Source organism: Streptomyces sp. NPDC057253, from assembly GCF_042669125.1.
Lineage (GTDB): Bacteria > Actinomycetota > Actinomycetes > Streptomycetales > Streptomycetaceae > Streptomyces.
Map to the genome: position 1 here is coordinate 24,145 of NZ_JBHUXV010000078.1, position 22,636 is coordinate 46,780.

The following is a 22,636-nucleotide window of genomic DNA, read 5'->3' on the forward strand; positions in this document are numbered from 1 at the left end:
TGGCCGCCGCCCTGGACCCTGGCACAGGTCAGGACCGCGGCGGTGCACCGGCCCCCCACCCCCCGCCGCACCCCCCGTATGCCCGCCGACTCGGCGAAACGAACGCGTTAAGCGGGTGAAGCCTGTGCTCGTGTTCGTGGTGTGGGGCATGGATGAGGCTCCCGGCCGTATCCGGACGAGTCGGTGGACACGACGCGCTGGAGGCGAGCGATGAACCACAGAGCCGAACAAGCCGAACAAGCCGACCCCACCACCCACCGGGTCCCCGTCCTCATCGTCGGCGGTTCCCTGGTCGGCCTGTCGACCTCGGTGTTCCTGGGCCGACTGGGGGTACGGCACACCCTGGTGGAGCGCCACAGCGGCACCTCCATCCACCCCCGCGGCCGCGGCAACAACGTCCGCACGATGGAGCTGTTCCGCACCGCCGGCGTCGAGCCGATGATCCGTCAGGCGGCCGCCACACTGGCCGACAACCACGGGATCCTTCAGACCCCGACCCTGGTCGGCGACGCGGGCGAGTGGCTGTTCAAGGAGATCGACGCGGGCGGCGGCCTGGCCCGCTTCAGCCCGAGCTCATGGTGCCTGTGCAGCCAGAACGACCTGGAACCGGTGCTGCTGGACCACGCCAGGCGGCTCGGCGGCGACCTGCGCTACGCGACCGAGCTGATGTCGTTCGACAGCGGGCCCGACGGGGTCACCGCCGTGGTCAAGAGCCGCGAGACCGGCGAGCACACCACGTTCCTCGCGGACTACCTGGTCGCCGCCGACGGCCCCCGCAGTCCCGCCCGCGAGCAGCTCGGCATCGGCCAGAGCGGCCCGGGTGACCTGTTCAGCAACGTCAGCATCACCTTCCGCTCCCGCAAGCTGGCCGACGTCGTGGGCGAGCGCCGCTTCATCGTCTGCTACCTCACCGACCCGGAAGCCGACGGCGCCCTGCTGCCCGTGGACAACCGGGAGAACTGGGTCTTCCACGCCCCCTGGCACCCCGAACGCGGCGAGACGCTGGAGGAGTTCACCGACGAGCGGTGCACGGACCACATCCGCCGCGCGGTCGGCGTGCCCGACCTCGACGTGGAGATCACCGGCCGGGCCCCCTGGCACGCAGCCCAGCGGGTCGCCACGAGCTATCGCTCCGGCCGGGTCTTCCTGGCCGGCGACTCGGCCCACGAGATGTCCCCCACCGGGGCGTTCGGCTCCAACACCGGTATCCAGGACGCCCACAACCTCGCCTGGAAGCTCGCCGCGGTGCTCGGCGGCTGGGCGGGTGACGGTCTGCTGGACTCCTACGACGCCGAGCGCCGCCCGGTCGCGGAGGCCACCAGCGCCCGTGCCGCCGTACGGTCGGCCGAGCACAGCCACCCGGGCTACGCCCCGCCGCCCGGCGCCGGCGGCGGCGGTCCGCAGCGCGGCATCCTCAACGTGGCCCTCGGCTACCGCTATCCGGTGGGCGCGGTCGCCGGCACCGACCCCGCGACCCCCGTCGTACCGGACCGCCTCGACCTGTCCGGTGAACCCGGCAGCAGGGCGCCCCACATGGCCGTACGCCACCGTGGTGAGCGGATTTCCACGCTGGACCTCTACGAGCGCTCTCTCGTGCTGCTCAGCGGGGCCGACGAGCCGAGCGGCTGGCACGAGGCCGCCGTACGCCTCGCCACGGAGACGCCCGTGCCCCTGGCCTCGTACCGGATCGGCGAGGGGCCCGGCGCCGAGCTGACGCCGGAGGACGGTGCCGACTGGGCGGCGGCGCACGGGACGACGTCCGGGGGTGCGGTACTCGTCCGGCCCGACGGGTTCGTGGCCTGGCGGGCCGCGGGGCCGGTCGCGGACGCCGCCTCCGAGCTGCGGGATGTCCTCAGGACGCTGCTGTCACTGGGCTGACCTCCGCATATCTCTTCATCCGACGCCACGTCAGGCACTGTGCCGGGCGTGGCGTCAGACGTTGTGTCAGGTCCGGGCGGGGGCGCCGCGGGCCGCCGGGACCGCGGCCGGGTTCACCCGTGTGAACGCCCCGAGTGGTGAGGGGCGGCCCGCTGGATGACGGTGGATCACGTCGGGGGCGGGCCAATCCAGCTGACGAAGCACCAGCTGCCCGGCCGCCGACGGAAGGAACGTCAGATGCGCTCTGCTCGCATGATTCTGGCCACCGCGGCCGCCTCGACCGTCCTCGCTCTCGGTGCCCCCGGCGCCTACGCGGCGGCCGGCGACGACTGGGACCAGACGGACTCCTCCTCCTACAGCAAGGAGCAGGACAAGGAGCAAGGCAAGGAGTACGGCAAGGAGCAGGACAAGGAGCACGGCAAGGGCAGCGACCACGACCGGCCGCACGGTGGCGTCCACACCGGTGGCGGTGCGCTGACCGCGCTCAACGCGGACGACTGGGGCACCGCCAAGGACCCCAAGTACGACCCGGAGACCTACAAGGACAAGGACGAGCAGGGCAAGGAGTCCGGCGGCTGGAGCGGCAAGCAGGAGGAGTCCGGCGGCTGGAGCGGCAGCCACGAGAAGCCCAGCGGCGGCATGCACACCGGTGGCGGCGCGCTGGCGGGCTCGCAGGGCATGACCGCGGGCGGCCTCGCCGTCCTGGCGGTCGCCGGGACCGGGCTGTACGTGGCGCGTCGTAAGAAGACCGCCGGAAGCCTGGCCTGACCCATGCCGGATGCGATAGCCGCTGAGGCCGCCACGCGTGCGCGCCGCGTGGCGGCCCGGCCGGCCCGCACCGGGCCCCCTCCCGCCGCCCTGTCCCCTCCCTCTCCCGTCCGATGGGCCGCCGTGCCCCGGTGAGGTTGATTCCGTTGGCAGTTCGTCCCTCTTCCTCCGCTGACAGCCCCGGCAGCCGCCCTCTCGAGAGCCTGAGCGACGGTGAGCCGGCCCAGAACGGGCCGGGATCCGGCAGCAGACTGGTGCTGGCCGCCGTGGCGGTCCTGGTCCTGGCCGTGAGCCTGTTCGGCGGCAAGGACTCGTCGCCCGACGATCCGTCCCGCCCGCAGGCCGCCCCCGCCTCCGCGTCGGCCCCGGCGGCGGGCAACCCGGCGGACGGCCCGGCGCCCACCGCGGCGGCGGACCGGCATCTGCCGCGCTCGGAGCCCGTGCGCCTGCTCATCCCGAAGATCTCGGTGGACGCCCCCTTCACCAAGCTCGCGATCGGCCCCACGGGACAGCTCCTGCCCCCGCCCGCCGCCGACACCAACCTCGTCGGCTGGTACGCCGACGGCGCCTCCCCCGGTGAGACGGGCACCTCGATCATCGCCGGGCACGTGGACACGGCCACCTCGGCGGCCGTCTTCGTCCGGCTCGGGGAACTGCGCAAGGGGGACGTCTTCCACGTCGAACGCGCCGACGGCAGCCGGGCGAACTTCGTGGTCGACAGCGCCGAGACCTTCGCCAAGGACGACTTCCCCAGCGAGCGGGTGTACGGCGACACCGCCCAGGCCCAGGTCCGGCTCATCACCTGCGCGGGCGACTACGACCACTCGGTCAAGGACTACACCGACAACCTGGTGGTCTTCGCCCACCTCACCTGAGCCGGTTCCGGCGAGCAGGTTCCGGCGGTCCCCCCGGTCGATCACCCGCTCGGTGCATCCGAGTCGCGCCCTTCACAGGACGGGCACAGGATCGAGGCACGCCGACGTCACCCCCCGTGTGGCCGACGTCCGTCCGTCCCCCACCAAGGAGTTGTGCGCCGCATGACCACCACGTCCGAACGTGTCACGAAGCCGCTTGCACAACAGGCGTCGCAGCGTGTCTCCCAGTCCGTCTTCGACGGCTCCAGGCTCCGCGTCGTCCTGCTGGTCGACGTCTACGACGGGGCCCAGCAGCAGTTCCTCGAGGCCTACGAGCAGCTGTGCAACCAGGTCGCCTCGGTCCCCGGACACGTCAGCGACCAGCTGTGCCAGTCCATCGAGAACCCCTCCCAGTGGCTGATCACCAGCGAGTGGGAGAGCGCCCCGCCCTTCCTGACCTGGGTCAACAGCGAGGAACACGTGCACATGGTGGAGCCGCTGCACTCCTGCGTGCGGGACACCAGGTCGCTGCGCTTCCACATCGTGCGCGAGACCGGCGGACCCGCCGTGGACACCGGGGCCGAGGAGCGCCGGCTCCAGGCGTCCCCCCGCATCGGCGACGGCCTGATCCGGCACGCGCTCACCTTCACCGTCAAGCCGGGCAGCGAGGAGGCGGTCGCGAAGATCCTCGCCGACTACACCTCCCCCGACCCGCGCGTCGACGACACCACCCGGCTGTGCCGGACCTCCCTGTTCATGCACGGCAACCGGGTGGTGCGGGCCATCGAGGTGCGGGGCGACCTGCTCGCCGCGCTGCGCCACGTCGCCCGGCAGCCCGCGGTACGGGCCGTCGAGGAGGCCATCAACCCCTATCTGGAGCAGGACCGGGACCTCGACGACCCCGAGTCCGCCCGGGTCTTCTTCACCCGCGCCGCGCTGCCCGCCGTCCACCATGTGACGGCCGGTCAGGAGAGCCCGGACGCGGTACGGCACGCGCTGTACTACCCGGCCCGCGAGGGTCAGGGCATGCGGCTGGCCGAGCTGCTCGCCCGGCAGGACGAGGCGGCGGCGGACGACCCGCAGGGGCCGGTGCTGCGCAGCACGATCTTCCAGCGCGACGACATCGTGGTGCGCCTGGTCGACGCGCGCGGCGGGCTCGACACCGACGCCGCTCAGGACCCCGAGCTGACGGCGCTCCTCGACGGCGGGGCGGTCTCCTGCATGGAACTCGTCACCGACCGTCGCTCGCCCGACGCCTGATCACCGTCGCCGGGGAGGTGCCGGCCACGCCCTCATGCAGGTGCGGCACACGCGGGTGCAGCACAAGTCGACACAGCACATGTTCGGAGGAACGTCGTGATCCATCGTCATCCCGGAATCGTGGACCTCAGCGAGGTCGAGCCCAACACCCGGCGCGGTGGCGACCTGCGCGCCATGCTCACCCCCACCACGGTCGGCTCCACCAGCGGTTTCATGGGCGTGGCCATCGTGCAGCCCGGGGACCGCATCGCCGAGCACTACCACCCGTACTCGGAGGAGTTCATCTACGTGGTCTGCGGGCAGCTGGAGGTGGATCTCGACGGCGAGCCCCACCCGCTCCAGCCCGAGCAGGGACTCCTGATCCCGGCCCACATGCGGCACCGCTTCCGCAACGTGGGCCGGGTGGAGGCCCGGCTGGTCTTCCACCTGGGCCCGCTGGCCCCGAGCCCGCCGCTCGGGCACGTCGACACCGAGGACGCGAACGGCGTGCCGATCCCGGTGGACGAGCACCCGGTCGCCGCCACGGCCGAGCGATCACAGGTCCGCTCATGAACAGGCGCGTGGCGGTCACCGGCATAGGAATCGTCGCCCCGGGCGGCATCGGGGTCCCGGCGTTCTGGGACCTGCTGACCAGCGGCCGTACGGCGACCCGCGGCATCACCTTCTTCGATCCGTCCGGGCTGCGCTCACGGATCGCCGCCGAGTGCGACTTCGACCCGGCGCAGCACGGACTGGACGCGGAGCAGATCGCCCGCGCCGACCGGTACATCCAGTTCGCCCTGGTCGCCGGCGAGGAGGCGATACGCGACTCCGGCCTCGACCTGGCCGCGGAGAACCCCTGGCGGGTCGGGGTGTCGCTGGGCACCGCGGTCGGCGGCACCACCCGGCTGGAGCACGACTACGTCCTGGTCAGCCATGGCGGCCGGCGCTGGGACGTGGACCACCGGGAGGCCGGCCCGCATCTGCACCGGGCGTTCGCGCCCAGCACCCTGGCCTCCGCGGTGGCGGAGCGGTTCGAGGCACGCGGGCCGGTGCAGACCGTCTCGACCGGCTGCACCTCGGGGCTCGACGCCGTCGGGTACGCCTTCCACACGATCGAGGAGGGCCGGGCCGACGTGTGCATCGCGGGCGCCTCGGACTCCCCGATCTCGCCGATCACGATGGCCTGCTTCGACGCCATCAAGGCGACCTCCCCCAGCAACGACGACCCGGCCCACGCCTCCCGCCCCTTCGACGCCGGCCGCAACGGCTTCGTCATGGGTGAGGGCGGCGCGGTGCTGGTCCTGGAGGAGCTGGAACACGCCCGGGCCCGCGGTGCGCACGTGTACTGCGAGATAGGCGGCTACGCCACCTTCGGCAACGCCTACCACATGACCGGTCTGACCGCCGAGGGCCTGGAGATGGCCCGCGCCATCGAGGACGCCCTCGGTCAGGCCCGCCTCGACGGGACCGCGATCGACTACGTCAACGCGCACGGCTCGGGCACCCTTCAGAACGACCGGCACGAGACGGCCGCGGTCAAACGCGCTCTGGGCGCGCACGCCTATGACACGCCCATGAGCTCCATCAAGTCCATGGTGGGCCATTCCCTCGGCGCGATCGGGGCGATCGAAGTCGTCGCCTGCGCGCTGGCCCTGGCCCACCAGGTCGTGCCGCCCACCGCGAACTACGAGACCCCCGACCCCGAGTGCGACCTGGACTACGTGCCGCGCGTCGCCCGTGAGCGCAGGCTGCGCAACGTGCTCTCGGTGGGCAGCGGGTTCGGCGGGTTCCAGTCCGCGGTGGTCATGACCCTGCCGAGGGAGAAGACCCTATGAGCGCCTCGCATGCCCGGCGCGCCGCCGTCACCGGAATCGGCGTGGTCGCGCCCAACGGAACCAGCACTGACGCCTTCTGGAAGGCCACCCGGGAAGGGGTCGGCTTCCTGGACCGCATCACCCGGGAGGGCTGCGAGGGCATGCCGCTGCGGGTGGCCGGCCAGGTGCGCGACTTCGACCCGGTGTCGGTGATCGAGGAGCGCTATCTCGTCCAGACCGACCGGTTCACGCACTTCGCGATGGCCGCGGCCGACCTCGCCCTGGAGGAGGCCGGGCTCGGCCGGGCCGACACCGACGCCGCGCCGTTCTCGGTGGGCGTGGTCACCGCCGCCGGTTCCGGCGGCGGTGAGTTCGGGCAGCGTGAGCTCCAGCAGCTGTGGGGCAAGGGAAGCCGCTTCGTGGGGCCGTACCAGTCGATCGCGTGGTTCTACGCGGCGAGCACCGGCCAGATCTCCATCCGCGGCGGCTTCAAGGGCCCCTGTGGAGTGATCGCCGCCGACGAGGCCGGGGGCCTGGACGCCCTGGCGCACGCGGCGCGGGGCGTGCGGCGCGGCACCGACGTGATCGTGGCCGGTGCGACCGAGGCGCCGCTGGCCCCGTACTCGATGGTCTGCCAGCTCGGTTACCAGGAGCTGAGCACCGTCGCCGAACCGGACCGCGCCTACCGGCCGTTCACCACCGCGGCCTGCGGTTTCGTGCCCGCCGAAGGGGGCGCGATGCTCGTCGTGGAGGCCGAGGAGTCGGCCCGCGACCGGGGTGCGCCGGTGCGGGCCGTGCTGGCCGGGCACGCGGCGACCTTCACCGGCGCCTCCCGCTGGGAGCAGTCCCGGGAGGGGCTGGCCCAGGCGATCCGGGGCGCCCTGGAGGAGGCCCACTGCGCCCCCGAGGAGATCGACGTGGTCTTCGCCGACGCCCTCGGGGTGCCGGCCGCGGACCGCGCCGAAGTGCTGGCGCTCGCGGACGCCCTGGGCCCGCACGCCGGGCGGGTGCCGGTCACGGCGCCGAAGACCGGCATCGGCCGGGGCCTGGCCGCGGCCGCGGTGCTGGACGTCGCGGCGGCGGTGCTGGCGATGGAGCAGGGCGTGCTGCCGCCCACCCCGAACGTCTTCGACGTCTGCCACGACCTCGACCTCGTCACCGGCCGCGCGCGGGCCACCGAGTCGCGCACGGCGCTGGTCCTCAGCCGGGGACTCATGGGGTCGAACTCGGCGCTGGTGCTCCGGCGCGGTGCCGCCGACGCCTCGTAGCGAGGCCTCGCGAACACACATCACGAGCAAGGAGAACAACCCTATGAGTGACCGCATCACCGTGGAAGAGCTGGCCGGGCTCATGAAGACGGCCGCCGGGATCACCGTCGCCCCGGCGGACCTGGAGCAGCTGTCCGACTCCGGCTTCGACGCCTTCGGCCTCGACTCGCTCGGTCTGCTCGGCATCGTGGGCGAGCTGGAGAACCGCTACGGCACGCCGATGCCGCCCGACGCCGAGAAGTCCAAGACCCCCCGGCAGTTCCTCGACCTCGTCAACAGCGCACTTCTCGCGGGAGCCTGAGATGACCGGACACACGCAGAACGAGGTCACCATCGGGGCCCCGCTGGACCTGGTCTGGGACATGACCAACGACGTGGCGAACTGGCCGAACCTGTTCAGCGAGTACGCCTCCGCCGAGATTCTCTCCCAGGAGGGGAACCGGACCACCTTCCGGCTCACCATGCACCCCGACGACAACGGCAAGGTGTGGAGCTGGGTCTCGGAGCGGGAGGCGGACCGCGAGGCGCTCACCGTGCGCGCCCGCCGGGTCGAGACCGGGCCCTTCGCCTACATGAACATCGTGTGGCAGTACGAGAAGGTGCCCGAGGGCACCCGGATGGTCTGGACGCAGGACTTCGCGATGCGGCCGGACGCCCCGGTGGACGACGACTGGATGACCGACAACATCAACCGGAACTCCAAGGTCCAGATGGCTCTGATCCGGGACCGCATCGAGAAGGAGGCCGGAGAGCGCCGGCCCGTCTCGGTGCTGTCCGACTGACCGGGACGGAGACCCGACGATGCACCAGTCCCTGATCGTCGCCCGTATGGCCCCGGAGTCGGCCCTCGACATCGCCAAGGTGTTCGAGGAGTCGGACCGGGGCGAACTCCCCCACCTCGTGGGGGTCGCGCGGCGCAGCCTCTTCCAGTTCGACGACGTGTACCTGCACCTCATCGAGTCCGAGCGGGACCCCGGGCCCGCCATCGCGAAGGTGGCCGGGCACCCCGAGTTCCGGGACGTCAGCGAACGGCTGTCGGCGTACGTCACCGCGTACGACCCGGCGACCTGGCGTTCGCCGAAGGACGCGATGGCGCGCTGCTTCTACACCTGGGAGCGGGACGCCCGCTCCTGAACCACCGCCGCTCGCCGGGCACACGCTGTTGCGTGCCCGGCGAGCGGCGTTCCGGAACCCGTGCCGAAGGTCAGCGCGGGACCGTGCAGTCGAAGGCGTGCAGATAGGGATTGACCGGGCGGATGTCGTCGACGACCAGGCCCGCGTCGGTCAGCCTGCGGGTCAGCGACTCGGTGGTGTGCTTGGCGCCGCCGACGTTGAGGAGCAGCATCAGGTCCATGGCGGTGCTGAACCGCAGCGAGGGCGAGTCGTCGACGAGGTTCTCGATGACCACGACCCGCGCTCCCGGGCCGCCCGCCTCGACGACGTTGCGCAGGAGGCGGGTGGTGCTCTCGTCGTCCCACTCCAGGATGTTCTTGATGACGTAGACGTCCGCCTTGACCGGGACGGCCGCCCGGCAGTCACCGGGCACCAGCCGCATCCGGTCCGCGAGGGCGCCCCCGTCGCGCAGCCGCGGATCGGCGTTGGCCACCACGCGCGGCAGGTCGAGCAGCGTGCCGTGCAGGGCGGGGTACTTCTCCAGCAGGCTCGCCACCACATGCCCCTGGCCGCCGCCGATGTCGGCGACCGAGGTGCTGCCCGACAGGTCGAGCAGCTGCGCCACGTCCCGCGCGGACTGCACGCTGGAGGTGGTCATGGCCCGGTTGAAGACGTCGGCGGACTCCGGGGCGTCCTCGTTGAGGTAGGTGAAGAACTCCTTGCCGAACAGGTCCTTCACCACGCTGCGGCCCGAACGCACGGCCTCGTCGAGCATCGGCCACGCCTGCCAGGTCCACGGCTCGGTGCACCACAGCGCGATGGCGCGCAGGCTGTGCGGGTCGTCCTCGCGCAGCAGCCGGGACATGTCGGTGTGCGCGAAGGTGCCGTCCGGCTGCTCGGCGAAGACGCCGTAGCAGGACAGGGCGCGCAGCAGCCGTCGTAGCGTCCGCGGTTCGGTCTTGACCTCGGCCGCGAGGTCCTCGACGGCCAGCGGGGTGTCATCGAGGGCGTCGGCGACACCCAGCCGGGCGGCGGCGCGCAGGGCGGCCGCGAGCGCCGCCCCGAACACCAGCTCCCGAAGCCGCATCGACGGCGGCGCGGCGGTCTGTACGGCCGTCATGGGCCGTCCTCCCTTTTCGAGTTCATCGGTTTCCTGGATGGCCACGGCCGGTCAGCACAGTCCCGCGGGCCGGGACGCCCCGCACGTGTTGCCCGTGAAGGCGTTGTCCTTGCCGGTGTCCGTGTTGACGAGGTCCGCCGGGGCGTTGCCCTCCAGCGTGTTGTCGGTGATCCGGTTCCGCTCGCTGCTGGTGCCCACGAAGCTCTTGAACAGGACGATGCCGCCCGACAGCGAGGAGGTGCCGACGTTGCCGGTGATGTGATTGCCCGTCACCAGGGTGTCCTCGGTGCCGGTCAGCACGATGCCGGAGCCCTGCAACGCCTCCAGCCGCGCGGTCGCCGGGCAGGACTTGTTGTTCTTCACGACGGTGTTGCCGCGCACGGTGAGGGCGCCGGCCCGCGGCTTGTTCTCGTCGCCGACGACGAAGACGCCCGCGCAGTTGCCGGTGATCTGGTTGTCGGCGACGGTGAGGTTCCTGAGGCGCCGGACGGTGATGCCGATCCGGTTGCCCTCCAGGCGGTTGCGCTCGACGACGGTGCCCTCGGTGTCGGTGGCGCCCGCCTCCCTCGTGATGGTGTTCGCGAGGAACAGGCCGGCGTCGCCGTTGTCCCGGGCGGTGTTCTTGCGGAACACCCCGCGGACCGAACCCTCCTGGGCGATCCCCCACACGCCGTTCTTCACCGCGGTCACGTTCCGCACGGTCAGACCGTCGGTCGCCATGGCGAACACACCGGTGCCGGGGAAGTTCCGTACGGTGAGGGAGGCGACGGTGACGCCCTCGAGGTCGCGGTCCTTCGTCCCGATCACGCAGATGCCGTTGCCGCGCTCGGCACAGGCGTTGGCGGCCTTCGTCACGGCCGGCTCGATGACGGTCTCGCGGCCGGTGCCCCGCAGGGTGAGGCCGGGGGTGGTCACCTTGACGCTCTCGCGGTAGGTGCCGGGGGTCACGAGGACGGTGTCACCCGGCTGGGCGGCGTCCACCGCCCGCTGGATCGACTGTCCGGGGAAGACCAGATGGATCGTCTGATGGGCGGCGGCGGACGGCGCGGCTGTCAGAGCCGCCCCGATGATCGCCGCGGCGCAGGCCAGGTAGGAGATATGAAATCTCATCATATTCGGTACGTTATGGGGTGAATGCCCTGGAACCGTACGGATAGACCACCTGGGGGCGTGTCACGGCGGCCGGTTCGGGCGTACGCCTGCTCGCTACGGGTGGAGGACGACCTTGCCGGCGACGGTGCCGGACTCGGCCAGCCGCAGGGCGTCGGCGGCCCGGTCGAGCGGCAGCCGGGCGGCGATCTGGGCGGTGACCTCGCCGCGCCGGTGGGCGGCGAAGACCTGGGTGAGGTCGGCGCGCAGCCGGGCGCGGAACCGGTTCCTGGCCAGGGCCTTGCCGGCCCACACGTTGAAGAAGTACGCGCGGCGGCGGTTGGGCAGCGCGTTCCACAGCCACACCCGGCCGAGGAGCTTCAGCACCGGCAACTGCTTGGAGCCCTCGGCGTCCCGGGTGGCGGCGCTGCCGTAGGAGACGAGGGTGCCGCCGGGGGCCAGCAGGCGCCAGGAGTCGACGATGCCGCGGCCGCCGACGTGGTCGAAGACGGCGTGCACCCCGCCCTGCGGGGCGAGTGCGCGGATGCGGGCCGGGAGGTCGGCGGCGCGGTAGTCGACGGGGACGACTCCGCGCTCCCGCAGCGCGTCGTGGTGGCGCTCGGAGGCCGTACCGATCACGTGGGCACCCGCGGCCCGGGCGAGCTGGACCAGGACCGAGCCGACGCCGCCGTTGGCACCGTGCACGACGACGGTCTGGCCGGCCCGGATCCGGGCCTTGCGGTGCAGCATCTGCCAGGCGGTGATGCCGTTGACCACGAGGGTCTCCGCCTCGGCCGCGCCGATCCCGTCGGGCACCGGCACCACGTCCGCCGCCTCGACCACGACATGGCTGGCCCAGCCGCCGACCTTGACCAGCGCGGCCACTCGGGTGCCGGCCAGCTCCGGGGCGACGCCCTCGCCGGTCGCGAGGACGGTGCCGACGAGGTCGTAGCCGGGGACGAAGGGGAAGGGCGGCTGGTCGTAGTAGCGGCCGCGCCGCATCTGCTGCTCGGCGAAGGAGACGCCGGTCGCCTCCATGCGGATCACGACCTGGCCGGGGCCCGCGGTGGGCACGGTTCCGCGGCGGATCCGGAGCCCCTCCGGCTCGACCTTGCCCGGCAGGACGATCTCGACGAGTTCCTCGGTGTTCATGGCTGCGCCCTCCGAAGGGTTAGTTGGCTTCGCGTTGGTTAGAAGCTATAACCGCTTCATCGGAAGTGTCAATAACTTCAGTGATAACCTCTAACCATGGTGAACTCGGAAGCGAAGACCCCGCGCGAGCGCTACCGCGCCCAGGTCCGGACGGAGATCAAGGAACGCGCGTGGGAGCAGATCGCCACGGCGGGCGCGTCCGCGCTCTCGCTCAACGCGATCGCCAAGCAGATGGGCATGAGCGGGCCCGCGCTGTACCGGTACTTCGCCGGACGGGACGAGCTGATCACCGAGCTGGTCCGGGACGCGTACCGGAGCCTCGCCGACACCTTCGCGGCGGCCGTGCGGACCGGCGCCGACGCCACCGCGCTGGCCCACGCGCTGCGGGCCTGGGCCCTTGACGACCCCCAGCGCTACTTCCTCGTCTACGGCACCCCCGTCCCCGGCTATCACGCGCCCGAGGACATCACCGCGATCGCGCGGGAGATTATGGCGGCCCTCCTCGACGCCTGCGCCCGGCTGCCCGGGGACCGCCCGGCGACCCCGTTCGACGAGCACCTCGAGGACCACCGGGACTGGGCGGCCGGCCACCCCGCCCCGACCGCCACCCTGCACCGCGCCCTGACCTTCTGGACCCGCCTGCACGGCGCCCTGTCCCTGGAACTGGCCGGCCACTTCACGGGCATGGGCTTCGACCCGGCCCACTACTACGCCACGGAACTCACCGAACTGACGGGCTCACCGACAACTCCACCACCGAACTCACCGAACTGACGGGCTCACCGGTGTGAGTCGGCCGGCCCGGAGCGGGGCGAGGCGGGTGGTTCGGTGCCGGGAAGCACGACGGGCGCCAGGTGTTGTGCGGGGGCGGTGTGTAGCCGGGCGCGCACGGTCGTGGTGCTCAACGGCGGTCGTGTGCGGGCGCAGTGCTCAGCGGAGGCAGGCGCCGGCGGGACGCTCAATGGAGCCGCGCGCGGGCGGGACGCTCAATCGGTCCTCGCCGCTTCAGTGGCCGCGGGGCTTTCCGGCTCGTGCCGCAGCGCCCGGTCCCGTCGGGGAAGCAGGAGCGGGGTGGTCAGGATGAGGAGGCCCGTGGTCGTCAGGGCGGTGCGGGGGCCCGTGGCGTCGGCGAGGAGGCCGGTCAGGGCCGTGAGGGTGGCGATCGTGGTCCCCGAGGCGATCGACCAGGCCGTCAGGGTGCGGGCGATGAGGTGGTCCGGGGTCTGTTCCAGGCGGTAGGTGGCGAGGACCGGGGTGTAGAGGCTCATGTTGACGATGATCGCCAGCTCGACGGCCATCACGGTGACCAGACCGACGGCACCGGGACGGACGAAGGCCAGGCCGATCAGCCAGACGGCACGCAGGGTGCCGACGGTCCGGAAGACCCGGTCCCGGCCGAAGCGGGCCACGACAGGGCGGGCCAGCCGCGAGCCGACGAGCCCGCCGAGACAGGGGGCGGCGAAGGCGAGGCCGTACTGCCAGGGCGGGAACCCGAGGTGGCGGAGCAGCAGCACGGCCAGCAGCGGTTCGCTGGCCATGATGAGACCGGCGACGAGCAGCTGGTTGAGGAAGAGCGGCCGCAGACCGGGGTGGCCCAGGATGTGCCGCCAGCCGTCGAGCAGCCCGCCCGCCCGCACCGGGCTCCTTCCGGTCATCCGCGGGGCTTCCTCCCGGCCGCCGATCGCGGTGATGCCCAGCGCGGAGAGGAGGTAGCTGAGCGCGTCGAACACCACCGTGGTGACCGGCCCGAACAGACCGATCGCCGCCCCGCCGAGCGGTGGCCCGACCGCGATGGAGCTCCAGTTCGTGGACTCGAACCGCGTGTTGGCCACGAGCAGGTCGTCCGCTCGGACCAGCGTCTTCAGGTAGGCGCCACTGGCCGCGTTGAACGCGATCTTGGCCGCGGCGACCACGGCCGAGACCACGAGCAGCTGGACGAAGCTCAGCCACCCGAGGCCGTACCCGAGCGGGATCGTCGCCATGACCGCGAACCGGACCAGGTCCATCACGATCATCACCGGGCGCTTGGGCCGGAACTCCACCCACGGCGCGAGCGGCACCGCGAGCAGCGCGCCCACGGCAGGCCCCACCGCGGACAGCGCGGACACCTCCAAGGGCCCGGCGTGCAGCACCAGCACGGCGATCAGCGGCAGCGCCCCGAAGCCGAGACCGGACCCGTACGCGCTCACCGCGTACGACGCCCACAGCAGGCCGAACGGCCGCCCCAACCGTCTCCTGCCCACCCTGCCCCCCCAAGACCCCGGCCGCACAAAGCGGCGTTGACCGACGAAAGCCAAGCGGGCGGGACACCAGCAGGTCAAACAACCGACCCGGCGGCACTCCACAACCGCCGGTTGTTTCCTAAGGTGGGTCGGCGTGGACCTCGAAACCGTGCGCACCTTCGTCGCCGTCGCGGAGGCCGGCCGGTTCCAGGGGGCCGCCGACGACCTGTCGATCACCCAGCAGGCCGTCTCCAAACGCGTCGCGGCACTGGAGCGCACCCTCGGCGTGCGGCTGTTCACCCGTGCCCCGCGCGGGGCCGAGCTCACCATCGACGGTCGGGCGTTCCTGCCCCACGCCCGCGAGCTGCTGCGGGTCGCCGAACGGGCGAGCGCGTCCGTACGCCCCGGCCGCCGCCCGCTGCGCGTCGACGTGCTCGCCTCGCGCAGCGCGCAGTCGGGCCTGATGCGGGCCTTCCACCGCGCGCATCCCGAGATCGAGCTCGACGTGATGATGCTGTTCGACATCGAGACGGCCGTCACCGCCCTGCGCACCGGTGCCATCGACGCGTCCTTCCGCGCCGTGGCCGCGCCCGGCCGCCCCCTTCCCGAGGACATCGCCGCCGTCCGGGTGCTCGACGAGCCGCTCCAGCTCCTCACCGGCCCCGCGCACGCGCTGGCGGGCGCCCGTTCGGTGACCGTCGCGGAGCTCGTCGGGCACCGGATCTGGATGCCCGGCATCGCCCCGGGCACCGAGTGGGGTGCCTACTACGACGACCTGGTCGCCGAGTTCGGCCTCACCCTGGAGGTGACCGGCCCCAATTTCGGCTCCGACGCGCTCCTCGACACCATCGCCGACACCCCGGCCCTGGCCACCTTCATGGGCGAGCACACCCGGCTCATCTGGCCCGCCGACCACGGCCTGCGCCGCATCCCGGTGACCGACCCGACGCCGGTCTACCCGCACTCGCTCCTGTGGCACCGCGACAACCCCCACCCGGCACTGGCCGCCCTCCGCACCCACCTCGCCGCGAGGACGGCCGGCCACGAAGCCGCCGGGACCTGGGTACCGGACTGGGTGCTTCCGCGCGACCCGCGGTGACCGGGTCACCAGGAGACGGCGTCGTTCATGTCCTGCTGCCAGTAGGTGACCTTGAGGGAGTCGTCGACGTACACGCCCTTCGCGGGCAGGGCCGGGGTCGCGCCCTTGCCGACGCTTCCGCTCAGGGAACGGCCCTGGAAGTACACGGTCAGGGACTTGGCCGTATAGCCGTTCCCGGCGCTGCCGTCGGTGGCGGACAGGCTCACCGAGGCGTAACCGGACTGCCCCGGCTCGAGCGTGACCACCGCCTGCGGCTGGGACTCCTCGATGGTCGGCGGCACCGACTGCGCCGCACCGAACCGGACGACCGGGGAGCCGTAGAGGAAGCAGGTCCTGGTGCCCGTGTTGGTCACCGTGAGCAGCATGTGGTTCACGGGACGGGTCAGCGGGGCCGCCACCGTCTTCGTGGTGGACCCCTCGCACGTGACGGGCGTCGAGGACGAGCCGCCCGAGGCAGGGCGGGCGGAGGAGGGGCGGGAGGCGGAGGTGCCGGCGGGGGCCGTCGTGGTCTTCGCCCCGGCGGCGGGCTCGGTGCCGACGGAGTCCGTGAGGTTCGACGAGCCCTCGGAGGCCTGGGAGCCGGTGCCCGCACTCGGGGTGACGGAGGTGTTCGTCGTCGCGGCGCCCTCGTCCTGGGTGCCCGTGGCGTCGCCGCACGCGGTCAGGGCGAGCGCCGCGAGGACGGTGGTGGCCGCGGCGGCGGCGAGACGGGTGCGGGAGGTGCGGAGGTTCGACATGTCGCTGAGCCCCTTGGGAGTTCGAGTGGCGGTGGTGATTGGATGACCGAAGCTTGTGAGGCGATCCGTCCCAACCGCCACGCCCAGCGGGCAGTTGGGGACGCTGAAACGCTGAAATGGGCTTTGACCAGGAAGAATGCGGTGCCCTTGGAATGCGTTCCCGGGACGCCGGGGTGAGGGGTACGGGTGTCAGGGGCAGCGGGGACGACCGAGTCGGAGGCGTTCGCGGAGCTGTTGCGGGAGCTCAAGGACCGCTCGGGGCTCAGCTACGGCGTGCTCGCCAAGCGTCTGCACATGAGCACGTCGACACTGCACCGCTACTGCAACAGCACCGCGGTGCCGGTCGAGTACGCGCCGGTGGAGCGCCTCGCCCGGGTCTGCCGGGCCACCCCGGAGGAGCTGGTGGAACTGCACCGCCGCTGGATCCTGGCGGACGCGGCCCGCGGCCGCAGGACGGACCAGGTGCCCGCGGACGCCGGTGGTGGTGATCGCGATGACGAGGGCGACGGCGACGGCGACACCGGTGAACCGGTCGTCATCGACCCGGCGGGCGAGGTCGCCGCGCCCCGTCGCTCCCCCTGGTCCCGCCGCCGTACCGTGCTGATCGCCTCCGTCGCGGTGGTCGCCGCGCTCGGAGCCGTGGCGTACGCTCTGCGCCCGACGCCCACCGGGGACACCTCGGCACCGGTGGTCACCGGCACCCAGGACGCCGGAACCGCGCGCAAGCCCTCCGCCACCCCGTCCGCCGGCCGCGGCGGACCCGGCCCGTCCCCGTCGGCCTCCGCCTCCTCCACCGGCACGGCCGGTGCCGGGCACGCCGGATCCGGCGCCTCCCGCGGCGCCGGCAAGCCCGCCACCGGGCAGCCCGCGACCGGCGTCCCGCTCGCCGTCGCCAACCGCCCCTACGTCTACGACAGCCCGTGCAGCCAGCACTTCCTCGTCGACAGCGAGCCCGCGCAGGTCGGCCCGCCGGCGAGCGAGCAGGACGCCCCGCGCTGGGCCGCCGCCTACGGGGCGGTCTCCTCGGGCGAGCAGCGCCTCGCGCTCACCGTCCAGGGCACCAGCGCGCAGACCGTCGTCCTGAACGCGCTGCACGTACGCGTCCTCAGCAAGAACGCGCCGCTCGCCTGGAACGACTACGCGATGGGCGTCGGCTGCGGCGGCGGGGTCGGGACCAAGTCGTTCGACGTCGCCCTCGACGACGGCAGCCCCGCGGTCACCGTGAAGAACGGCCAGCGCGACTTCCCGTACAAGGTCAGCGAGTCCGACCCGGAGGTCTTCTACGTCACCGCCCACACCACGGCGCACGACGTCCGCTGGGACCTCACCCTGGACTGGTCCAGCGGCGACCGCAGCGGGACCGTGCACATCGACGACGACGGCAGCCCGTTCCGCACCAGCGCCGACGTGGGCCGCCCCGGCTACGACTATCCGCTGGGCGGCAGCGAGTGGATCGAGCGGGTCGGGGGCTGATCCGGGCGGGGGGCGCGGTTACGCCGGTTCGGGGTGCGGCTGCGGCTCCGGCGCCGGCATCGTCGCCGTCTCCCAGCGGGCGACGGTGCGGACATAGCCGTAGATCACGGAGAGCATCGCCAGCAGGAGCAGCGGGCCGGCCAGCCAGGGGTGCTCGCCCATCTCGACGGGCAGGAGCGCGTACGACGCCAGCAGCGCCACGAAGACGCCTGTGCCGTACGCCGTCAGCCGGAGCCCGGAGCGGTCCCAGCCGCGGTCGTAGGTGCGTACGGCCATCTCGATGGTCAGGGTGAACACCACACCGGCGATGAGGTCGACGCCGTAGTGGTAGCCGAAGCCCAGCGTGGCGCAGAGCGTGGCGATCAGCCAGAACGTGCCCGCGACGCGCAGCGCGCGCGGGCCCTTGCGGGAGTGGATGTAGATCGCGGTGGCCCAGGCCGTGTGCAGGCTGGGCATGCAGTTGCGGGGGGTGACCGTGTCGAAGGGTATGGAGTGCGGGGCGGATATCGGCGGCGGGGTCCCGGGCCACAGGTTCGCCACCGCCCAGCTTCCGTCGCTGGGTATCTGGGGCGACCACAGGGCGATCGACGCCCAGTGGTCGGTGCCGGTGCCGTAGGCGAAGACCGGGCCGACCACCGGGAAGATCATGTAGATGGCCGGGCCGAGGAGGCCGATCAGCAGGAAGGTGCGCACCAGGTGGTGGCGCGGGAAGCGGCGGTCGGCGGCCACGTGGCGCAGCTGGTAGAGCGCGACGACCACCGCGGCCACCGCGAGCTGGCCGTAGATGGTGTCGAGGAAGTTGAAGCCGATCGCCCCGGTCGCCGTGACGAGCCGGCCCATCAGCCAGGAGGGGTTGCCCAGGGCGTGGTCGGCTGCCGCGAGGTAGGGGTCGAGGACCTGCGGCCGGCTCTTCGCGGTGATGATCAGCCAGGTGTCGCCCAGCTTGCGGCCGGCCACCAGCACCAGGCCGAGGCCGACGCCCTTGAGCAGCAGGGTCCGTTCCGGGCCGGTGCGGCGGGTGAGGGCGAGGACCCCGCAGCCGAGGGTCACCCACAGCGCGCCGTTGCCGAAGGGGTGGCCGTGGGTCACCTCGATGCCGCACGCCGTCCGCACCACGAGGAAGCCGAGGTCGACGGCGATCGCGGTGCCGAGGGCGATGAACCGCTCCCGCCAGGTCAGCACCACCATCGTCAGGGCCAGGCCGGCGTACAGCAGCGGCCCCGACTTCGGCGGGAGGACCGTCTCGCGCGCCAGCGTGGTCAGCGGGCCCGGCACGCCGTAACCGCGTGCGGCGACCTCCAGTGCGACGAAGGAACCGAGGGCCACGGTGCCCACCGCGGCCCACAGCCCCGCCCGTGCGTCGATCCGCTGGAGTATCTGTCTCAATTTCGGCCACTTCGCTAGATGTCGTTCAAAGAACCGCCCGCCCGAAAGGGGAAGAGGGAAGGATCACGGTCCGGGTTCCGGCAGCCCGAGCATGCGCACGGTGATGTGCCCCCCTCTACATGAGAAGCCCGGCGCCCACCGGGTGGAAGATGACCGGCAGCGTTTCCCCCCTGGCACCGGCTGTGGATGCACTGTGGACGCCGCCGAAGGTGCAGCGTATGGCATGGCGGGGACAATCGGACACTGTGATGTCGGCCGCCTACGGCACCTGCGGGGCCCCGCGGTGCTACGAGATGGCTCGCAGCCGGCTCCCGTGCGGTGGGGGCCGGAGGCGGTCGACGGTCCGGGCCGTGGTCTCGTCCGCGGGGAGGAAGACGATCAGCTGCTGGGCGTCCGCGGTGAGTTCGAGGGTCTCTCGGAGCAGCCGGAGCGTGGGGCCCGAGGGGTGGTGGAGCCGGAGTTCGCCGCGGCGCGGGACGACATGACGGTTCAGGCGGCGGGTGAGCTCGGGGCCGGCCACGGGGGCGAGCTCCGCGGTGAACCACTCGTGGGTGTCGATCGACGGCCCCAGCCACAGGTCGAAGGCCTGCTCGTCCGCCACGTCGTCCCAGTCGGCGAAGAAGGACCGGGCGCGCGGGTCGGTGAAGACGTATCGGGTGAGGTTCGGGGTGTCGGAGTCGAGCAGTCCGGAGCCGCGCGTCACCGCCTCGAACGCGCCGGTGCGGGCGAGGACGTCGCCGATCCGGTTGGTCACCATGGCGATGCCCGGCTCCATGAGCTCCAGCGTGCGCAGGACGGACGGCCGCACCCGGCGGACCGGTGGTGCGGGCCGGGTACGGGCGACGCACTCCCCGCCGCTGATCTTCGTCAGGTAGCGCAGGTGGTCGCGCTCCGCGGGGGACAGCGAGAGGGCGTCGGCGAGGGCGTTGACCACGGCCACCGAGGGGTTGCGGTCCCGGCCCTGCTCGATCCGGGTCAGGTACTCGACGCTGATCCCGGCCCGCGCGGCGAGGTCCGAGCGCCGTAGCCCAGGTGAGCGGCGGCGGCCCCGGTCGGGCAGCCCCAGATCGGCCGGCTGCGTGCTGTCCCTCCTGGCCCGGACGAAGTCCCCCAACGGTGTCCCCATGGGGCCCGAGCATAGGACGCGGCCGGCCGCGCGCGGAGGGCTCAGCGTGGCCCTGCGGGGGCCAGCCTGAGTCCGGTCTGGCTGCGGCGGCCGCGCGGCTCGATCGTTCTGGGCATGGAAAACGACAAGCACAAGCTGGTGGTCCTCGTCGGCAGCGTCAGGGAGGGCCGGTTCGGTCCGGTGGTGGGGGAATGGGTCGCCGAACAGGCCCGCGTCCACGGTGGTTTCGAGGTGGAGGTGGTCGACCTGGCCGACATCGACATCCCCCTGGCGCTGCCGGCCGCCTCCCCGAAGTACGCGGGCGACGACTACCCGCGGCCCGCCGGGATGGCCGCGCTGACGTCCGCGCTGGCCGGGGCCGACGCGTTCGTCGTGGTCACGCCGGAGTACAACCACAGCTACCCCGCGTCCCTGAAGGCGGCGATCGACTGGCACTTCACCCAGTGGACGGCCAAGCCCGTGGCCTTCGTCAGCTACGGCGGCGCGGCGGGCGGCCGGCACGCGGTGCTGCACCTGGAGAACGTCCTGACCGAACTCCACGCGGTCACCATCCGCGACGGCCTCGCCTTCCCGAACTACTTCACCGCGTGGCAGGACGGCCACCCCACCGACCCGGCGACCACCGAATACGCCAAGACCCTGCTGGAGCAACTGTCCTGGTGGGCGGGAGCGCTGAGCAGGGCCCGGGAGACCGCGCCCTATCCGGCGTGAGCGGAGGGGAGACCGGACAGGTGGAGACACGGGGGCCCGACACAAGGGGGGAGAGCCGGGTCTGGCGGAGACTCGCCGCGGGGTCCGGCGGAGAGGCTCCGCAGGGTCTGGCGGAGAGGCCCCGCAGGGTCTGGCAGGGCCCCCTCGCGCACAGCGGAGATCGAGCCGGGGGACAGCGGCCCGCCGGCACGCACAGCGAAAGCTGGCGTAGGTCCGGCCCGGGTCCGGCGGAGATACGCCGCGGGTCAGGCGGAGACGCCCCCGCGGGGTCGGCAGGGCCCACTCGCGCACAGCGGAGATCGAGCCCGGGGACAGCGGCCCGCCGGCACGCACAGCGAAAAGCCGGCGTAGGTCCGGCCCGGGTCCGGCGGAGATACGCCGCGGGTCAGGCGGAGACGCCGCGCAGGCTCCGGCAGGCCCCCGCGCCCACAGCGGAGATCTGGCGCGAGCAGCCGAAGCCCGGCGCAGGTCCGGCTCAGGTCCGACGCAGACGCCCCGCGCACGCAGCGGAAACCCGGCGGGGGCGCACGGGGTCTGGTGGGGGGCGCTCGGCGGAGAGCGGTGGGGCGTGGGGTGCGTCACCAGGGGGTGCTTCGGCTCCGGTTGAGCGCTCCCCCGTTCTCCTGAATCTCGGGGGTCCCCGCCAACGGAAATCTGTCGGGGCGGCGCCACATATCCGTCGGGGCCGACGTTAGGGTTGTGAGCATCCGGGCACTCCTGGGGCGGGAACGGAGCCCGTCGGTGTCCGCAGGCCCGCCGCGCCCCCGAAACGAAGGTGCCATGCCCGCCGAGACCTCCCCCGCCGGTCACCTGGACGACGACGACTACCCGGCCTACACCATGGGCCGGGCCGCCGCCGTCCTCGGTATCACGCCCGCCTTCCTGCGGGCCATCGGCGAGGCGAAACTGATCACCCCGCTGCGCTCGGACGGCGGCCACCGCCGCTACTCCCGCGACCAGTTGCGCATCGCCGCCCGGGCCCGTGAGCTGGTCGACCAGGGCACCCCGATCGAGGCGGCCTGCCGCATCATCGACCTGGAGGACCGGCTCGACGACGCCCTCCGCCAGAACGAGGAGATGCGCCGGCGGCTCGACGAATAACTGTCGCAGCGGCAGCAGAATCACGCACGGCGCGCGGCGAGGTTTCCGGACGGGACCGGCCCAGAATTACCGGCGACGTGGATCCGCGCATCTACGGTGTGTTACCGTGATAAAAGTTGCAGTTTTGGTTTCCGGAGATTGTTCACAAACTCTCCGGGTCTTTCCGGGTCTTCCGGAGGGGTGATCATCGCGGCGACTCGGAATCCGTAAAGTGCGGATCCCGGCACTGCCCCTAGGGAGATTCAATATGGCATCTGGCACCGTGAAGTGGTTCAACGCGGAAAAGGGCTTCGGCTTCATCGAGCAGGACGGCGGCGGCGCTGACGTGTTCGCGCACTACTCGAACATCGCCACCTCCGGCTTCCGCGAGCTTCAGGAAGGCCAGAAGGTTACCTTCGACGTCACGCAGGGCCAGAAGGGCCCGCAGGCCGAGAACATCGTTCCCGCCTGACGCTGACGCAGTTTTACGGCTGGGGCCCGCAC

The 22,636-nt window shown here is 72.4% G+C and carries 23 protein-coding genes; 16 read left to right on the top strand and 7 right to left on the bottom strand.

The window, feature by feature from the left end; translation table 11 throughout:
* Positions 1 to 210: 210 nt before the first annotated feature.
* The 10 genes from ACFULQ_RS32980 to ACFULQ_RS33025 all read left to right on the top strand — a co-directional run bounded on the left by ACFULQ_RS32980 (position 211) and on the right by ACFULQ_RS33025 (position 8,958).
* Positions 211 to 1,878 carry an FAD-dependent oxidoreductase gene (locus ACFULQ_RS32980; RefSeq protein ID WP_383551046.1) on the top strand — a complete coding sequence of 556 codons (1,668 nt, stop codon included), beginning with the start codon at positions 211 to 213 and terminating at the stop codon, positions 1,876 to 1,878.
* Positions 1,879 to 2,115: 237 nt separating this feature from the next.
* Positions 2,116 to 2,646 (top strand): hypothetical protein, encoded by a 531-nt coding sequence (locus ACFULQ_RS32985; RefSeq protein WP_383551048.1) that lies wholly within the window; start codon positions 2,116 to 2,118, stop codon positions 2,644 to 2,646.
* A gap of 254 nt (positions 2,647 to 2,900) precedes the next feature.
* Positions 2,901 to 3,521 carry a class F sortase gene (locus ACFULQ_RS32990; protein WP_383551089.1) on the top strand — a complete coding sequence of 207 codons (621 nt, stop codon included), beginning with the start codon at positions 2,901 to 2,903 and terminating at the stop codon, positions 3,519 to 3,521.
* A 162-nt stretch (positions 3,522 to 3,683) separates the two neighbouring features.
* Positions 3,684 to 4,760, top strand: coding sequence for a SchA/CurD-like domain-containing protein (locus tag ACFULQ_RS32995; RefSeq protein WP_383551050.1), 1,077 nt, complete (start codon positions 3,684 to 3,686; stop codon positions 4,758 to 4,760).
* 96 nt (positions 4,761 to 4,856) lie between these two features.
* Positions 4,857 to 5,312: a cupin domain-containing protein gene (locus ACFULQ_RS33000; RefSeq protein WP_383551052.1), complete on the top strand. Its 456-nt coding sequence runs from the start codon at positions 4,857 to 4,859 to the stop codon at positions 5,310 to 5,312.
* A complete protein-coding gene (locus ACFULQ_RS33005) occupies positions 5,309 to 6,577 on the top strand; it encodes a beta-ketoacyl-[acyl-carrier-protein] synthase family protein (RefSeq protein ID WP_383551054.1) in 1,269 nt (422 codons plus the stop codon). The genes ACFULQ_RS33000 and ACFULQ_RS33005 overlap by 4 nt, the downstream gene beginning before the upstream one ends.
* A complete protein-coding gene (locus tag ACFULQ_RS33010; protein ID WP_383551056.1) occupies positions 6,574 to 7,824 on the top strand; it encodes a beta-ketoacyl synthase N-terminal-like domain-containing protein in 1,251 nt (416 codons plus the stop codon). Before ACFULQ_RS33005 ends, ACFULQ_RS33010 begins: the two co-directional genes overlap by 4 nt.
* A 43-nt stretch (positions 7,825 to 7,867) precedes the next feature.
* The gene (locus tag ACFULQ_RS33015) at positions 7,868 to 8,125 is read left to right on the top strand and encodes an acyl carrier protein (protein ID WP_383551058.1); all 258 of its coding nucleotides are present in this window, start codon (positions 7,868 to 7,870) and stop codon (positions 8,123 to 8,125) included.
* Between the two features lies 1 nt (position 8,126).
* Entirely contained in the window at positions 8,127 to 8,606 is a 480-nt protein-coding gene (locus tag ACFULQ_RS33020) for an SRPBCC family protein (RefSeq protein WP_383551060.1), read from the top strand.
* 19 nt (positions 8,607 to 8,625) lie between these two features.
* Complete coding sequence (locus tag ACFULQ_RS33025; RefSeq protein WP_383551062.1) at positions 8,626 to 8,958, top strand: TcmI family type II polyketide cyclase; 333 nt, start codon at positions 8,626 to 8,628, stop codon at positions 8,956 to 8,958.
* A gap of 70 nt (positions 8,959 to 9,028) precedes the next feature.
* On the opposite strand, the gene ACFULQ_RS33030 is transcribed toward ACFULQ_RS33025, so the two are convergent.
* From ACFULQ_RS33030 to ACFULQ_RS33040, 3 genes are all read right to left on the bottom strand, one after another.
* The gene (locus tag ACFULQ_RS33030; protein ID WP_383551064.1) at positions 9,029 to 10,057 is read right to left on the bottom strand and encodes a methyltransferase; all 1,029 of its coding nucleotides are present in this window, start codon (positions 10,055 to 10,057) and stop codon (positions 9,029 to 9,031) included.
* Between the two features lie 51 nt (positions 10,058 to 10,108).
* Positions 10,109 to 11,170 (bottom strand): nitrous oxide reductase family maturation protein NosD, encoded by a 1,062-nt coding sequence (locus ACFULQ_RS33035; protein WP_383551066.1) that lies wholly within the window; start codon positions 11,168 to 11,170, stop codon positions 10,109 to 10,111.
* Positions 11,171 to 11,263: 93 nt separating this feature from the next.
* Positions 11,264 to 12,298: a medium chain dehydrogenase/reductase family protein gene (locus tag ACFULQ_RS33040; RefSeq protein WP_383551068.1), complete on the bottom strand. Its 1,035-nt coding sequence runs from the start codon at positions 12,296 to 12,298 to the stop codon at positions 11,264 to 11,266.
* Positions 12,299 to 12,394: 96 nt separating this feature from the next.
* Here ACFULQ_RS33040 and ACFULQ_RS33045 point away from each other — a divergent pair, with 96 nt between their 5' ends.
* Positions 12,395 to 13,072, top strand: a complete 678-nt coding sequence (locus tag ACFULQ_RS33045) for a TetR/AcrR family transcriptional regulator (RefSeq protein ID WP_383551070.1) — start codon at positions 12,395 to 12,397, stop codon at positions 13,070 to 13,072.
* Between the two features lie 212 nt (positions 13,073 to 13,284).
* Here the strand turns inward: ACFULQ_RS33045 and ACFULQ_RS33050 are convergent, their stop codons facing one another.
* Positions 13,285 to 14,526, bottom strand: a complete 1,242-nt coding sequence (locus ACFULQ_RS33050) for an MFS transporter (protein WP_383551072.1) — start codon at positions 14,524 to 14,526, stop codon at positions 13,285 to 13,287.
* 148 nt (positions 14,527 to 14,674) lie between these two features.
* Here ACFULQ_RS33050 and ACFULQ_RS33055 point away from each other — a divergent pair, with 148 nt between their 5' ends.
* A complete protein-coding gene (locus ACFULQ_RS33055) occupies positions 14,675 to 15,619 on the top strand; it encodes a LysR family transcriptional regulator (protein ID WP_383551074.1) in 945 nt (314 codons plus the stop codon).
* A gap of 5 nt (positions 15,620 to 15,624) precedes the next feature.
* Here the strand turns inward: ACFULQ_RS33055 and ACFULQ_RS33060 are convergent, their stop codons facing one another.
* Positions 15,625 to 16,356, bottom strand: coding sequence for a DUF4232 domain-containing protein (locus tag ACFULQ_RS33060; protein WP_383551076.1), 732 nt, complete (start codon positions 16,354 to 16,356; stop codon positions 15,625 to 15,627).
* Between the two features lie 186 nt (positions 16,357 to 16,542).
* Here ACFULQ_RS33060 and ACFULQ_RS33065 point away from each other — a divergent pair, with 186 nt between their 5' ends.
* A complete protein-coding gene (locus ACFULQ_RS33065) occupies positions 16,543 to 17,829 on the top strand; it encodes a helix-turn-helix domain-containing protein (protein WP_383551078.1) in 1,287 nt (428 codons plus the stop codon).
* Positions 17,830 to 17,847: 18 nt separating this feature from the next.
* Here the strand turns inward: ACFULQ_RS33065 and ACFULQ_RS33070 are convergent, their stop codons facing one another.
* Both ACFULQ_RS33070 and ACFULQ_RS33075 read right to left on the bottom strand, forming a co-directional pair.
* Positions 17,848 to 19,215 (bottom strand): phosphatase PAP2 family protein, encoded by a 1,368-nt coding sequence (locus ACFULQ_RS33070; RefSeq protein ID WP_383551080.1) that lies wholly within the window; start codon positions 19,213 to 19,215, stop codon positions 17,848 to 17,850.
* A 286-nt stretch (positions 19,216 to 19,501) separates the two neighbouring features.
* Positions 19,502 to 20,341 carry a helix-turn-helix domain-containing protein gene (locus ACFULQ_RS33075; protein ID WP_383551082.1) on the bottom strand — a complete coding sequence of 280 codons (840 nt, stop codon included), beginning with the start codon at positions 20,339 to 20,341 and terminating at the stop codon, positions 19,502 to 19,504.
* 114 nt (positions 20,342 to 20,455) lie between these two features.
* Here ACFULQ_RS33075 and ACFULQ_RS33080 point away from each other — a divergent pair, with 114 nt between their 5' ends.
* The 3 genes from ACFULQ_RS33080 to ACFULQ_RS33090 all read left to right on the top strand — a co-directional run bounded on the left by ACFULQ_RS33080 (position 20,456) and on the right by ACFULQ_RS33090 (position 22,604).
* Complete coding sequence (locus ACFULQ_RS33080; RefSeq protein ID WP_383551084.1) at positions 20,456 to 21,052, top strand: NADPH-dependent FMN reductase; 597 nt, start codon at positions 20,456 to 20,458, stop codon at positions 21,050 to 21,052.
* Between the two features lie 780 nt (positions 21,053 to 21,832).
* On the top strand, positions 21,833 to 22,153 hold the full coding sequence (locus tag ACFULQ_RS33085) for a MerR family transcriptional regulator (RefSeq protein ID WP_383551086.1): 321 nt from the start codon (positions 21,833 to 21,835) through the stop codon (positions 22,151 to 22,153).
* Positions 22,154 to 22,400: 247 nt separating this feature from the next.
* Positions 22,401 to 22,604 carry a cold-shock protein gene (locus ACFULQ_RS33090; protein ID WP_007383480.1) on the top strand — a complete coding sequence of 68 codons (204 nt, stop codon included), beginning with the start codon at positions 22,401 to 22,403 and terminating at the stop codon, positions 22,602 to 22,604.
* Positions 22,605 to 22,636: the final 32 nt, after the last annotated feature.

Excerpts from the sequence above, each read along its gene's own strand:
- ACFULQ_RS32980 (WP_383551046.1), top strand. The coding sequence starts at position 211 with ATGAACCACAGAGCCGAACAAGCCGAACAAGCCGACCCCACCACCCAC.
- ACFULQ_RS32985 (WP_383551048.1), top strand. The coding sequence starts at position 2,116 with ATGCGCTCTGCTCGCATGATTCTGGCCACCGCGGCCGCCTCGACCGTC.
- ACFULQ_RS32995 (WP_383551050.1), top strand. The coding sequence starts at position 3,684 with ATGACCACCACGTCCGAACGTGTCACGAAGCCGCTTGCACAACAGGCG.
- ACFULQ_RS33005 (WP_383551054.1), top strand. The coding sequence starts at position 5,309 with ATGAACAGGCGCGTGGCGGTCACCGGCATAGGAATCGTCGCCCCGGGC.
- ACFULQ_RS33010 (WP_383551056.1), top strand. The coding sequence starts at position 6,574 with ATGAGCGCCTCGCATGCCCGGCGCGCCGCCGTCACCGGAATCGGCGTG.
- ACFULQ_RS33015 (WP_383551058.1), top strand. The coding sequence starts at position 7,868 with ATGAGTGACCGCATCACCGTGGAAGAGCTGGCCGGGCTCATGAAGACG.
- ACFULQ_RS33020 (WP_383551060.1), top strand. The coding sequence starts at position 8,127 with ATGACCGGACACACGCAGAACGAGGTCACCATCGGGGCCCCGCTGGAC.
- ACFULQ_RS33025 (WP_383551062.1), top strand. The coding sequence starts at position 8,626 with ATGCACCAGTCCCTGATCGTCGCCCGTATGGCCCCGGAGTCGGCCCTC.
- ACFULQ_RS33030 (WP_383551064.1), bottom strand. The coding sequence starts at position 10,057 with ATGACGGCCGTACAGACCGCCGCGCCGCCGTCGATGCGGCTTCGGGAG.
- ACFULQ_RS33035 (WP_383551066.1), bottom strand. The coding sequence starts at position 11,170 with ATGATGAGATTTCATATCTCCTACCTGGCCTGCGCCGCGGCGATCATC.
- ACFULQ_RS33040 (WP_383551068.1), bottom strand. The coding sequence starts at position 12,298 with ATGAACACCGAGGAACTCGTCGAGATCGTCCTGCCGGGCAAGGTCGAG.
- ACFULQ_RS33045 (WP_383551070.1), top strand. The coding sequence starts at position 12,395 with ATGGTGAACTCGGAAGCGAAGACCCCGCGCGAGCGCTACCGCGCCCAG.
- ACFULQ_RS33060 (WP_383551076.1), bottom strand. The coding sequence starts at position 16,356 with ATGTCGAACCTCCGCACCTCCCGCACCCGTCTCGCCGCCGCCGCGGCC.
- ACFULQ_RS33075 (WP_383551082.1), bottom strand. The coding sequence starts at position 20,341 with ATGGGGACACCGTTGGGGGACTTCGTCCGGGCCAGGAGGGACAGCACG.
- ACFULQ_RS33080 (WP_383551084.1), top strand. The coding sequence starts at position 20,456 with ATGGAAAACGACAAGCACAAGCTGGTGGTCCTCGTCGGCAGCGTCAGG.
- ACFULQ_RS33085 (WP_383551086.1), top strand. The coding sequence starts at position 21,833 with ATGCCCGCCGAGACCTCCCCCGCCGGTCACCTGGACGACGACGACTAC.
- ACFULQ_RS33090 (WP_007383480.1), top strand. The coding sequence starts at position 22,401 with ATGGCATCTGGCACCGTGAAGTGGTTCAACGCGGAAAAGGGCTTCGGC.